10 protein-coding genes are annotated in these 12,846 nt (G+C 66.8%); 2 read left to right on the top strand and 8 right to left on the bottom strand.

Features of this window, described 5'->3' with window-relative positions; translation table 11 throughout:
- Positions 1-104: 104 nt before the first annotated feature.
- The 3 genes from HLA98_RS05860 to HLA98_RS05850 form a co-directional block, all read right to left on the bottom strand.
- Entirely contained in the window at positions 105-2,168 is a 2,064-nt protein-coding gene (locus tag HLA98_RS05860) for a TonB-dependent copper receptor (protein ID WP_057499466.1), read from the bottom strand.
- A gap of 71 nt (positions 2,169-2,239) precedes the next feature.
- On the bottom strand, positions 2,240-2,671 hold the full coding sequence (locus HLA98_RS05855; RefSeq protein ID WP_057499467.1) for a DUF2946 domain-containing protein: 432 nt from the start codon (positions 2,669-2,671) through the stop codon (positions 2,240-2,242).
- Positions 2,672-3,285: 614 nt separating this feature from the next.
- Positions 3,286-4,269 (bottom strand): LysR family transcriptional regulator, encoded by a 984-nt coding sequence (locus HLA98_RS05850; protein ID WP_049447748.1) that lies wholly within the window; start codon positions 4,267-4,269, stop codon positions 3,286-3,288.
- A 207-nt stretch (positions 4,270-4,476) separates the two neighbouring features.
- Here HLA98_RS05850 and cysK point away from each other — a divergent pair, with 207 nt between their 5' ends.
- Entirely contained in the window at positions 4,477-5,436 is a 960-nt protein-coding gene (cysK, locus tag HLA98_RS05845) for a cysteine synthase A (protein WP_057499338.1), read from the top strand.
- Positions 5,437-5,646: 210 nt separating this feature from the next.
- Positions 5,647-6,246 (top strand): O-acetyl-ADP-ribose deacetylase, encoded by a 600-nt coding sequence (locus tag HLA98_RS05840; RefSeq protein WP_057499337.1) that lies wholly within the window; start codon positions 5,647-5,649, stop codon positions 6,244-6,246.
- Between the two features lie 91 nt (positions 6,247-6,337).
- Here HLA98_RS05840 and HLA98_RS05835 read toward each other — a convergent pair whose 3' ends face one another.
- From HLA98_RS05835 to HLA98_RS05815, 5 genes are all read right to left on the bottom strand, one after another.
- On the bottom strand, positions 6,338-7,480 hold the full coding sequence (locus HLA98_RS05835; RefSeq protein WP_057499336.1) for an iron-sulfur cluster assembly protein: 1,143 nt from the start codon (positions 7,478-7,480) through the stop codon (positions 6,338-6,340).
- A gap of 129 nt (positions 7,481-7,609) precedes the next feature.
- Positions 7,610-8,614 carry a class I fructose-bisphosphate aldolase gene (locus HLA98_RS05830; protein WP_049447752.1) on the bottom strand — a complete coding sequence of 335 codons (1,005 nt, stop codon included), beginning with the start codon at positions 8,612-8,614 and terminating at the stop codon, positions 7,610-7,612.
- Between the two features lie 279 nt (positions 8,615-8,893).
- The gene (gene pyk, locus HLA98_RS05825) at positions 8,894-10,360 is read right to left on the bottom strand and encodes a pyruvate kinase (protein ID WP_057499335.1); all 1,467 of its coding nucleotides are present in this window, start codon (positions 10,358-10,360) and stop codon (positions 8,894-8,896) included.
- Between the two features lie 210 nt (positions 10,361-10,570).
- Positions 10,571-11,224, bottom strand: coding sequence for an HAD hydrolase-like protein (locus HLA98_RS05820; RefSeq protein ID WP_057499334.1), 654 nt, complete (start codon positions 11,222-11,224; stop codon positions 10,571-10,573).
- On the bottom strand, positions 11,221-12,396 hold the full coding sequence (locus HLA98_RS05815) for a phosphoglycerate kinase (protein WP_057499333.1): 1,176 nt from the start codon (positions 12,394-12,396) through the stop codon (positions 11,221-11,223). The genes HLA98_RS05820 and HLA98_RS05815 overlap by 4 nt, the downstream gene beginning before the upstream one ends.
- Positions 12,397-12,846: the final 450 nt, after the last annotated feature.

Raw genomic sequence — 12,846 nt, 5'->3', positions numbered from 1 at the left:
ACCGCAGGCGTTGCCATCGTAGAGTCGAAGCTGCCCGGCAGAGGGCGTCGGGCGGGGACGGATCCTGGCGGGGATCCGGCCCCGGTTTTTTTACACCCGCCGGATCAATACCGGTAGTTCACCTTCATCCACAGGCTGCGGCCCGGCTCGTTGATGCGCACCGGATCGGCCGGGAAGCCGAAATCGGCGCTGCCGGCCAGGTTCAGATGCTCGCTGTAGGCACGGTCGAACAGATTGTCGACACCCGCGCTGAGCTGCAGCTGCGAACTGAAGCGGTAGGCCGCATTGAGCGCGAAGGTGGCGAAACCGGCACTCGGCCCCAGGTCCTGCGCGACCACATTGCCTTGGCCATCGGCGACACGATGCTGGTGGGTCACCGCGCGCAGCAGCGCACCGGCACTCCAGCGCTCGCCTTCCCAGTTCGCGCTCAGGCGTGCTTCCAGCGGCGGCATCTGCGGCAGCGGACGCTGCTGGTCGCGGTTCTCGCCCCAGGCGTAGGCCAGCGTACCGCCCAGCTTCCACTGCTCGGCCACGCTCACCTCCAGCCCGGCTTCGGCACCGGCGATGCGCGCATCGACGTTGCTGGCCTGGCTCATGCCCATCATGCCGCTGCCATGGTAGGTGAACAGGATGTAGTCCCGGATCTGCCCGGCGTACGCCGAAACCCACGCCTGCACGCGCGGTCCCTTGTACTGCAGGCCGACGTCGAGCTGGGTGGTGCGTTCGGGCTGCACGCCGGTGAACGCGTTCACTGCGCCAGACGGACCGTGGTTGGGCGAGAACAACTCCCAGTAGTCGGGCATGCGCTCACTGTGGCCGAGACCGGCATACCAGGTCAGGCCATCGGCCAGGTCCTGCTCGTAGCGCAGGAAACCGCTGCCGAGCCATTCCTTGCGGCGCTGGCCCGCAGTCGGATTGGGCATGTTCCCCATCATGCCGCGGATCGAGTGCCGCTCATCGCGCACGCTGGCGCGGTCAATGCGCAGGCCACTGATCCAGCGCTGGTCGGTGCCGGCGCCCAAGGTCAACTCGGTGAACACGCCATAGCGGCGGAAGTTGGCATCGGTCTCCCAGGCGGCCTGTCGGTAGGTGTCGCGGCCCATGCCCATGCGGCCACGATGGCGGCTGTCCTCGCCATCCACACCGGCCACCAGCAGCACGTCCTGCCAGCGCCACTCGGAACTGACCCGGCCGCCCTGGGTACGGCGATCCACGTTCGACGCCATCGGCATCGGCATCATGCTGTGCGGGTTCGGCGTGCGCAGCGTGTAGTTGTCCATCACGTGGTCGGCCTCGTTGTAGTACACGTTGGCCTGCAACGTGTCCCACGCACCGGGAAGATTTCTTTTTTCGAAGCGCGCGGCATAGCTGGTGCGTTCGAACGCGGCACCGTCCATGCCGCGCCCGGCGTAACGCGCGATGGCATCACCGGCACCGGCGGAAATCTCCAGCAGCGTGTCGGCATCCGGCGTCCAGCCAACGGCCACGTCGCCATTCCACTTGCGCCACTTCGAGGGCACCACATCACCGTGGCCATCCTTGTAGTCGTCAGCTTCGGAACGGTTGCCGCTGGCGCGTACATAGCCGGTCGGATTGCCCAGGGTCAGGTCCAGCACCTGGTCGTTGCGGTTGCGCGAGCCAACCAGCGCACTGGCGTCCGCCCGCAGGCCAGGCTCCTCGAAGCGCGGCGTATCGCGTTCGAAGCGCACGGTGCCGGCCGAGGCACCGGCGCCCCAGCGCACGCTCTGCGGCCCCTTGATGATGGTCAATCGGTCGAAGCTCTCCGGCGCGATGTAGGACAGCGGATTGTCCATGCGCGATGGGCAGGCACCGATCAGGTTGCCGTCGTTGCTGAGGATGTTCAGGCGCGAACCGAACATGCCGCGCAGCACCGGGTCACCGTTGGTGCCACCGTTGCGGATGGCGGAGAAGCCGGGAACGGTCTTCAGGTAATCGGCGCCATCGCTGGCGGGCACCGGCTGCCGTGGCAGGCGCGGATCGGTCACCCAGTGCAGCGGCGAGGACGGTGCGGCGGCGGTGACCACCATCGTGTCGAGGGTACGCGCCTCTTCGGCGGGCGCAGCGTGGGCCAGCGTTGCAGCCACGGCCAGGCCAAGGGCAACCGGCAGGCGCGCGCAGGCGCCCGCGGGGCGGGAAGTCATTTTCATCGGAACAGCTCCAAGGTACGCACGCGCGCACGGCGCCGGTCAGGCGTCGTGCGGCAGATTCGATAGGGACATCAGCGAACGATGGAGAAACGCGGCGGCCCACGCGCGGCATGCGCCGGCCAGCGCAGCGCGGGCAGAACCTGCTGAGACCACGGGAACACCAGGCGCGGCCGCCACAGCAGCGGCAACAGCAGCACCAGTACTGCCAGCCATGGCAGCAGGCGCATCGCCAGCACGCAGTACTCGCAGGCTTCGCCGTGCATGGCGTGGGGGTCGGGCGGACGGTCAGGCGCTACCGGTGAGGACCCGTGTTGATCGTGCCCGGCCATGGCCATGCCGTGCATGTCATGGCCCATGGCAGCGTGGTCCATGCCTGCCATCGCGACGTGCTCCATCGGCTGCGCCTGCAGCGCGCGACTGACCAGTGGCGCAAGCACCATCAGCAGCGTCGCCAGGACGGCGAGCTGGAGCAGAAGGCGCTGCGGGCGGGACAGGCGGGTCACCCCGCTAGTGTAGAGCCGGGTCCAGGGTTACCCGTGCGACGAACCGTCGCAGGAGGGGGTTTATCGGCAGGGCTGCGCCCTGCACCCGCTGCGAGCTGGAGCAACAGCAACAGCAACAGCCGAAGCAAAAGCGGGCTTCCTGTGGGTAGGCGGGGTGGGTCCGGTTGCGGGGGACGCCGTAAATACGTCCATGTAGGCTCGGTCGCCGCATCCATGCGGCTCACGCCCCCGCAACCGGACCCACCCCGCCTTCGACAGCTTCCTGCGGTCTGTTGGAACGGCTTTGGGGTCAGATCCGTTTTCCGAAGGAAAACGGATCTGACCCCAGATGTATTTCGATATCTGACAGCTTTCATCCACGCATGGCGTGGATCTACCGTGTCGACCAAGGTCGACACCTACCAACAGCCATCGAAATCTGTCAGAGGTGGGGCGGTGTGGGCAGGCAGGACCGTTGGCGCCATGGATGGCGCCATCAAGCCCCCAGGGATGGGTTTACGGCGTGTCCTGCCTGCCCACACCGCCCCGCCCCCACGGAAGCCAGCTGTTGCTGTTGCTTCGGCTTTTGCCATTGATTCGGCAGGTGCAGGGCTGCAAGCCCTGCTCGACCCACCTCACACCGTGATGGTCTGGGTCAGTGACTCCCACGTCGGTGGCACCGGCCACGCCGCCGCCTGGTTGCCATCCAGCACCCTGCGCAGGTCGCGCGGATCAATCTGCGGTGCCAGCACATGCACCAGCTCCAGCGCGTAATCACGCAGCACACGGTCGCGCGGCAGCACCGCCCAGGCAATGCACTCCGTGATCGGCTCCGGGGCCGGCCACGAGCGCAGGTCTTCATCGTTGGAACTGACCGCCATCTCCGCCAGCAGGCCTACACCCAGACCGGTACGCACGTAGGTCTTGATCAGATCCGCATCGAGCGCGGTCAGTGCCAGGTCGGGCGCCAGCCCATTGGCGGCGAAGGCGCGCTGCAGCGACGAGTTCGGACGGGTCGAGGACTCGTAGCTGATCAATGGCTGGCGGGCCAGCGCGGCCAGGTCCGGGGCGCGGCCAGCGCGGTCCAGCGGGTGGCCCTTCGGCACCACCACCAGACGCCGCCAGCGGAACAGCGGCACCGCGATGCCATCGGTGGGCTCACCGCCGGCGGTGCTGATGATGGCGATATCGGCATCACCCTGGTTCAGGCGATCCAGCGCATCGGCTTCGCCGGCCTGCTGCAGGTGCACGCTCACCTGCGGATAGGCCTGCTTGATCGCCGCCACCGCCGGCGGCAGCACGAAGCGTGCCTGGGTGTGGGTGGTGGTCAGGATCAGCTGGCCCTGGCTCTCGCGGCGCTGGTTGGCCGCATAGGTGCGGATGTTGTTGGCCTCGGCCAGTACCGCACGGGCGCGGGCAATGACCTCGGTGCCGGCCGGGGTAACCGACTCCAGACTGCGGCCCTTGCGTACGAACAACAGGAAGCCAAGCTCGTCCTCCAGCTGCTTGAGCTGCTTGGACAGGCCGGGCTGGGTGGCATGCACGCGCGAGGCAGCCAGCGTGATGTTCAGCTCGGCGTCGGCGATGGCAACCAGATAGCGCAGCTGGGTCAGCGTCATGGGAGGCAGGCGGCGTGGGGCGGAGGTCCACTCTAGGGTCATTTGCCGTCACCAGCTTATAACCAAAGGTTGTTTAAGAAAGGTATCTGGTCATTTCCGGGCGTCATATGCCGGCGCTACGGTCAGCCGGCAGCCGCTGGCCTGAACAGCCAGCCCTCCCCCTTCGCCCGCCGAAACCCGGCGCGGCCCCGTTTCCGGAGCGCTTCCATGGCCCTGTACGACTCCATCCTCGATACCGTCGGCAACACCCCCATCGTCAAGCTGCAGCGCCTGGCGCCACCGCAGGTCAGCGTCTACGCCAAGGTCGAGTCGTTCAACCCGGGCGGCTCGGTCAAGGACCGCCTGGCGCTGGCGATCATCCTCGACGCCGAAGCGCGCGGCGTGCTCAAGCCGGGCGACACGATCGTGGAGGCCACCTCGGGCAACACCGGCGTGGCACTGGCGATGGTCGCCGCCGCGCGCGGCTACAAGTTCGTGGCCACCATGGTCGAGACCTTCTCGGTGGAGCGCCGCAAGCTGATGCGCGCCTACGGCGCCAAGGTGATCCTGACCCCGGCCGCCGAGCGCGGCAGCGGCATGGTGCGCAGGGCACGCGAACTGGCCGAGGAGCACGGCTGGTTCCTGGCCAGCCAGTTCGCCAACCCGGCCAACCCGGCGTATCACCGCAACACCACCGCCGCCGAGATCCTGCGCGACTTCGCCGGCAAGCGGCTGGACTACTTCGTCAGTGGCTGGGGCACCGGCGGTACGCTCACCGGCGTGGGTGAAGTACTGAAGGTCGCGCGCCCGCAGACCCGCATCATCGCCACCGAGCCGGCCGGCGCCGCACTGCTGAAGGGCGATGACTGGAAGCCGCACAAGATCCAGGGCTGGACCCCGGACTTCGTGCCGGATGTGCTCAACCGCGATGTGGTGGATGAATTGGTGACGGTGGAAGATGACCGCGCCATCGCCACCGCACGCCGACTGGCTGCGGAGGAAGGCATCTTCGTCGGCATCTCCGCCGGCGCTACCGTGGCCAGCGCACTGGACGTGGCCGCACGTGCCGAACCGGGCTCAGTGATTCTGGCCATGCTGCCGGACACCGGTGAACGCTATTTCTCCACGCCGCTGTTCGCCGATGTGAATGAGGGTTCCGACGACGACTGGCTGGCCGGCCTGCCGTGACACCCGGGGTCGGCTCCCTTTTCCGCAGGGGAAGGGAGCCGCCCTCCTCCGCTTCAGCCTGCGTGAAGGCGTCGCCCGCCATCGTGCGTGAAGACCGTCGGATCGCAGCGCGTGAGACGGTCATGACGCAGTATCGATGCCCTGTCCCCTACCGTGGGAACAGCCGGCGCAGATGCTGCGCGGATCACCTCACAGGCAGGAGACGGACGCATGAAGATCGAAGTTTGGCAGGGCGACATCACGACCCTGGCGGTGGATGCGATCGTCAACGCGGCCAACGAAACACTGCTCGGTGGCGGCGGGGTGGACGGCGCGATCCATCGTGCAGCGGGCCCCGCATTGCTGGCCGAATGCGAGCAGCTGCCGGAGCTGCGCCCGGGCGTGCGTTGCCCGACCGGCGAAGTACGCGCCACCAGCGCTTACGCTTTGCCTGCACGCTATGTACTGCACACGGTGGGCCCGGTCTGGCACGACGGCCAACGCGATGAACCGGCGTTGCTCGCCAACTGCTACTGGAAGTCGCTGCAACTGGCCGAATCGCTGGGTGTGCAGTCGATCGCGTTCCCGGCCATCAGCTGCGGCGTATACGGCTATCCGCTGTACCAGGCCGCACAGATTGCAGTGACCGAAACACTGGCGTGGCAGCGCAGCCATGCACAGCCGATGCGCATCGTGCTGGTGGCGTTCAATACCGCTACGGCCAAGGCCTACCAGCAGGCGTTGAGCGCCGCCGGGCAAAGCGCGGACAACGAACCGCGCGCGTCGATGCTCCCACCTCTGGGCGATGCGGGCTTCGCCGCTGCGCACTGAACCGCAGCGCGGCAGGTAGAAGAAAAGGCCGGGCATTGCCCGGCCTTTTCCGTTGCAGCCTTGATGTCATCCACGCTACGCGTGGACCACCTCAACGGCTGGCAGCTTCCACCGCTGCAGCGTCATCGGCCACGGCGGCGGCATCGGCCGCAGCGCGGGCCGCAGAGGCCGCAGCACCGTCAGCACTGGCCCCATCCACCTGCACGCGCACTTCCACCATGCCTGCGCCATTGTTCAGGCTGGAAACGTCGACAGTGTAGTGACCGGCCGGCAGGGTCTCTTCCAGGCGCGAGTTGGTACCGTTGCCACCGTCGTCGTCGGTCAACTCGACATCGCCACCGACCACGCGCAGCACGGTATCGACCTGGCTGGAAATCGCATCCAGGCGCACGTCGGCCGGGCGGTCCAGGGTCAGCAGGAAGCGGCGGCGGCCATCGTTGTCGAGCATCGTGTACACGCTGCCCGACTTCGGCAGCGCCGTGCCATCGCGCTCGACCAGATTGCCGGGCAGCTCGATGCGGTTGGCCGACAGGGTGAACATGCCATTGACGCCGTCGCCCAGGCCACGTGCGGTCAGGGTGTACTTGCCCGGCTTCAGTGACAGGGTCAGGCGCGAGTTGGTGCTGTCCCCGCCATCGTCATTCTCGGCATCCACGCCCTGGCCCGACAGCTTCAGCACCGGATCGAAGACCTCCGACACCAGGCGGATCTCGTACAGGCCGGCCTTGTCGACCTGCAGGGTGTAGTCCTGGGAACCACCGGCCAGCATGTCGACGATCTCGCCACTGCCCGCGAGCGGCTTGCCGTCGTACGGCACCAGCTTCTCGGCGCGCAGGCGGTACGGACCGTAATCGGTCGAGCCGTTGGCGTTGACCGCCACCTGGTAGGTGCCGCCACCGTTGGCACGGAAGGCAAGCGAAACGTCGCCTTCGCGCTCGTAGCCGGTGTTGCTGCTGGCCACCAGGCTGCCGTTGTTGAACACGGCGATCGAGCCGCTCAGCGAACCGGTCAGCTTCAGCCCGACCAGCTGCTTGTCTTCCAGCTTGATCTGGTAGAGCTGGTGGTGGCTGCCGTCGTTGTAGTTGATACCGCTGCGCGAGGTGATCTCGCCGGACACCGGCTTGTCGAAATCGAGCGACGCGGCCTTGCCTGCGTCACCACCGCCACCGAGACGGTTGCACCCGCCGGCGACCAGGACCGTGGCGACGGCCAGTGTGAGTGCTGCCAAACGCATGTTGTTTCTCCTTGGCCTTCCATGTGGTTCCCGCGTACCGGCCGGGCACGCGGGGGCGGAAAAGATACCCGCAAAAGCAAACGCCGGCGTGATGCCGGCGCTGCCTTGTTCATCCAGCGATGGGACGGATCAACCGTTCCACTTGCCCAGCGCAGCCAGGCCGTTGTCCTTGGCGCGCTCGTACACGGTCTTCTGGGCAGCGGCGTAGTTGCCCTTCATGTCCTTGGCCCACAGCTTCAGCGCGGCCTGCTGCATGGCGCGGCCGTAGGAGAAGCTCAGCGGCCACGGCAGGTTGCCCAGCTGGTTCATCGCGTTCAGGTGCTCGGTGGACTGCTCGTCGCTCTGGCCACCGGACAGGAACACCACGCCCGGCAGGATCGCCGGCACGGTGCTCTTCAGGCACATCACGGTCGACTCAGCCACTTCCTCGACGTCGGCCTGCTCATCGCAGTTCTTGCCGGAGATGACCATCGAGGCCTTCAGGATGGTGCCTTCCAGCAGCACGTTCTGCTGGTACAGCGCGTCGAACAGCGAACGCAGGGTGGCTTCGGTGACTTCGTAGCAGGTCTCGATGTCATGGTCGCCGTCCATGATCACTTCCGGCTCGACCATCGGCACCAGGCCGCATTCCTGGCACAGGGCAGCATAACGGGCCAGCGCGTGAGCGTTGGACTCGATGCAGGTGCCCGACGGAATGCTCTCGCCGATGTTGATGACCGCACGCCACTTGGCGAAGCGCGCACCCAGCTTGTAGTACTCCTGCAGGCGCTCGCGCAGGCCGTCCAGGCCTTCGGTGACCAGCTCGCCCGGGCAGCCGGCCAGCGGGTGCGCACCCTTGTCCACCTTGATGCCCGGAATCATGCCGTGGTCAGCCATGTACTTGGCGAACGGCACGCCGTCCTTGGTCGACTGACGGATGGTTTCGTCAAACAGAATGGCGCCGGAAATGTGCTCGTTGAGCTTCGGCGTGGTCAGCAGCAGTTCGCGGTAGGCACGACGGTTCTCCTCGGTGTTCTCGATACCGACGCCAGCGAAACGCTTGGCGATGGTAGCGGTGGATTCGTCGATCGCGATGATGCCCTTGCCCGGGGCAACCATGGCCTGGGCGGTTTCAGCCAGCTGTTCGATGCTCATGTACTTCCTGTGGCGGGTGCGGGAAAAACGTAAGTATAGCCCCGCTACCCGTTGCCCCGACGTGGAGGCCAGGCTGGAAACGATTCCAATGCCCGCGCAGGACAATCATTGACCCATGCGGACTGGGCGTGGGTACCGCGCAAACCCGGATCCCGGGACGAGTGCCCCCTGAGTCAGGGGGCGGCCGTGCAGCGGCGGGGGTCTGGATGCTGGTAAGAAGGGGCCCACGATCTGCACAGCAGATCGTGGGGCGGCAGCGCGCATGCGATGGCGCGTACCTTACAGGTCGCCCAGCCCAATGGCGCGGCCGTCTTCGCCCACTTCCAGCAGGCGCAGGGTATTGGTGGCACCGTGGGTTTCCATGTGCTCACCGCTGGTGAACACGACGCGGTCGCCGGCCTGCAGCAGTTCGGCTTCCACCAGCAGGCGGATGCTGCCACGCGCCGCTTCGCGCGGGGTCAGGCCACGGCTGTCGAAATTGATCGGATAGACGTCGCGCATCAGCGCCATCTGCCGGCGTGCGCCGTCATGGCGGGTGACCGCGAACACCGGCGCCTTGGCGCGGAAACGCGACAGGTAACGCGCAGTGCCGCCGGATTCGGTCATCGCCACGATCGCGCGCACGCCCACGTGCTGCGACAGGAACATGGTGGCCATGGCGATGGCCTGGTCGGCACGTTCCAGGTTGCGCGGCGAAGCGTTGAAGTCGGTCTCGGTCTGGAACTGGCGCTCGGCACCCAGGCAGATGCGTGCCATCGCTTCCACGGCCTTGACCGGGTAGGCGCCGGCAGCGGTTTCGGCCGACAGCATCACCGCGTCGGTGCCGTCGATGACCGAGTTGGCCACGTCCAGCACTTCGGCGCGGGTCGGGATCGGGCTTTCGACCATCGACTGCAGCATCTGCGTGGCAGTGATCACCACCTTGTTCTGCGCCAGCGAGGCCTTGATGATCTTCTTCTGTAGGCCCGGCAGTTCGGCGTCGCCGATTTCCACGCCGAGGTCGCCACGGGCCACCATCACCACGTCGCTGGCCTCGACGATCTCTTCCAGGTTCTCGATCGCCTCGGTACGCTCGATCTTCGATACCAGCGCAGCATCGCAGCCATGCGAGCGGGCGATGTCACGCGCATCGTTCATGTCCTGCGCGTTGCGGCAGAACGACACGGCGATGAAGTCGACACCGATCTTGGCGACGATGCCGATCAGCTCCTTGTCACGCTCGGTCAGCGCGCCCAGCGAGAGGCCGCCGCCCTGCTTGTTCAGGCCCTTGCGGTCGGACAGCACACCGTCGTTGAGCACGGTGTTGATGATGCGCTCGCCCTGCACCTCCACCACCTGCAGCTGCATCAGGCCATCGTCCAGCAGCAGCACATCGCCCGGGCCCACGTCCTGCGGCAGGCCGAGGTAGCTCACGCCCACCTGGGTCGTATCGCCGGGACCGGCGTTGGAGCTGGCGATCAGGTCGAAGCGGTCACCCGCCTTGAGCTGCACCTTGCCTTCAGCGAAGCGTTCGATGCGGATCTTCGGGCCCGGCAGGTCGGCCAGGATGCCCACTTCCACGCCGACGCGGGCCGCAGCGGCGCGTACCTCGGCCGCACGCTTGGCCTGGCCGGACGGATCGCCGTGGCTGAAGTTCAGACGCACCACGTTGACGCCAGCGCGGAACAGATCCTCCAGCACGCCCGGCGGATCGGTGGCCGGACCGAGGGTGGCAAGGATCTTGGTGCGACGCTGACGCTCGAACATGGTGAAGGGGCCTCTCCCGTTAAAGAACGGAAATTAGCACATCCTTCACGCCCCATGTATACGGTTACAGCCTTGCGCCGCCTGACTTCGCGCGTCATCGAACGGACATCGTCCGGACATACGGTGGCGCAGGGTATTTTGTAGAGCCGAGCCCTTGCCCGGCTGGGCACTCGCCGGAGCAGCCGAGCATGGGCTCGGCTCCACAGGAGGCTAGGCCAGCAGCGTTTCCAGCTGCATCGGCTCACGGGCCAGCTGGCCGGCACCGGCTTCAGTGAGTTCCGCCTCGCCGCCAAAGCCCCACAGCACACCGACACTGCGCAGGCCGTGGTGGCGCGCGCCTTCGATGTCCATGCGACGATCGCCGATCATCCAGCACTGCGCGGGCTGCACCTGCAGCCGACGCAGCGCCTCACCTACCAGTTCCGGCTTGTGGCTGCGGGAGCCGTCCAGGGTGGAACCGACGATCTCCTCGAACAGCCCGCCGAACGGCAGGTGGGCGAGAATGCGGCGCGCGTGCGGCTCGTTCTTGGCCGTGACCACCGCCAGGCGGTGGCCACGACCATGCAGCGCGCGCAGGGTGTCTTCCACCTGCGGGTACACCGTGTGCTCGCGCCAGCCTTCGACGTCGAAGCGCTCACGGTAGTAGCCCACCGCCTGTTCCACCCGCGCCGGTTCACCGAACAGCGGCGCGAAGGTAGTCCGCAGCGACGGACCGATCCAGCCCAGCAGCGTCTCCTGCGGCGGCACCGGATGGTCCATCTTCTGCAGCGCATAGGCGATGCAGGCGGTGATGCCCACCTGCGAATCGATCAGCGTGCCGTCCAGGTCGAAGAACAGGACGTCCTTGCTGCGCGCGGCACTCATGCGCCGCGCGCGTCGAGTGCGGCCACTGCGGGCAGGGTCTTGCCTTCCAGGAACTCCAGGAACGCACCGCCACCGGTGGAGATGTAGCTGACGTCCTTGGCGATATCGAACTTGTCGACTGCCGCCAGGGTGTCGCCGCCACCGGCGATGGAGAATGCCGGCGAGCTGGCGATGGCGCGAGCCAGCGCTTCGGTGCCCTTGCTGAAGGCTTCGAACTCGAACACGCCGACCGGGCCGTTCCAGACCACGGTGCCGGCCTTCTCGATCAGCTGCGCGTACTGCGCAGCGGTCTGCGGGCCGATGTCCAGGATCAGGTCGTCCTCGGCAACGGCATCGACCGCCTTCACTTCGGCAACAGCATCCGGCATGAACTGCTTGGCGGTGACCACGTCGACCGGCAGCGGAATGTCGGCGCCACGCGCCTTGGCATCGGCCACGATCTTCTTCGCGGTGCCCAGCAGGTCCGGCTCGTACAGCGACTTGCCGACGTTGTAGCCAGCGGCAGCAATGAAGGTATTGGCGATGCCGCCACCGACGATCAGCTGGTCGACCTTGCCGACCAGGTTGGCCAGCAGTTCCAGCTTGGTGCTGACCTTGCTGCCGGCGACGATGGCCAGCAGCGGCTTGGCCGGCGCATCCAGCGCCTGCGCCAGCGCGTCCAGTTCGGCCATCAGCAGCGGGCCACCGGCAGCAACCGGGGCGAAGCGGATGACACCGTGGGTGGAGGCCTGCGCACGGTGCGCGGTGCCGAAGGCATCCATCACGAACACATCGCACAGCGCCGCGTACTTCTTCGACAGGGCTTCATCGTCCTTGCCCTCGCCGACGTTCATGCGGCAGTTTTCCAGCAGCACCAGCTGGCCCGGCTGCACGTCGACACCGTCGACCCAGTCACGCACCAGCGGGACCTCGCGGCCGAGCAGCTCGGACAGACGCTGGGCGACCGGCGCCAGCGAATCGGCTTCGCTCCACACGCCTTCCTTCGGGCGCCCCAGGTGCGAGGTGACCATCACCGCCGCACCCTGCTCCAGCGCGCGCTTGAGCGTCGGCAGCGAAGCGGTGATGCGCTGTTCGGAGGTGATGCGGCCATTCTCGATCGGCACGTTCAGATCCTGGCGGATCAGCACGCGCTTGCCGGAGAGGTCGAGGTCGGTCATGCGGACGATGGACATGGGCAACTCTTTGGCTCAGGGACGGGATGCCGGGCTACGGCAGACGGCCATTGTATCGGGTGGCGATGCCTGCGGCAGGCAGAGGCGTACGGCAACAGCGAACTGCAACAGCCAAAGCGCTGGCGCTTCTTGGTGCTGGGGGGGAGCCGGGGTGCTGTGGGATGGCAGGGGACGCCGTAAACCCGTCCATGGGGGCTTGGTCGCCGCGTCCATGCGGCTCACACCCCTGCCAGCCCACACCGCCCCGGCCTCGACAGGTTTCATGAGGCGGAGCGGATGGCAAAGGCAGGAGCAAGAGCGGTTTCTGGTGTCGGAAAAACTAATGTAGAGCCGAGCCCATGCTCGGCCGGGTCTACCGCGAGCAGCAGCCGAGCGTGGGCTCGGCTCTACAAGAAGCGCCCAGCGAAGCTGCTTTGCTTTTGCTCTTCTTTCTTCTCTTCCGTGGGTGGA

It is taken from the genome of Stenotrophomonas africana (assembly GCF_013004645.1).
GTDB lineage: Bacteria > Pseudomonadota > Gammaproteobacteria > Xanthomonadales > Xanthomonadaceae > Stenotrophomonas > Stenotrophomonas africana.
This window is presented reverse-complemented; position numbering and strand designations above follow the sequence as displayed.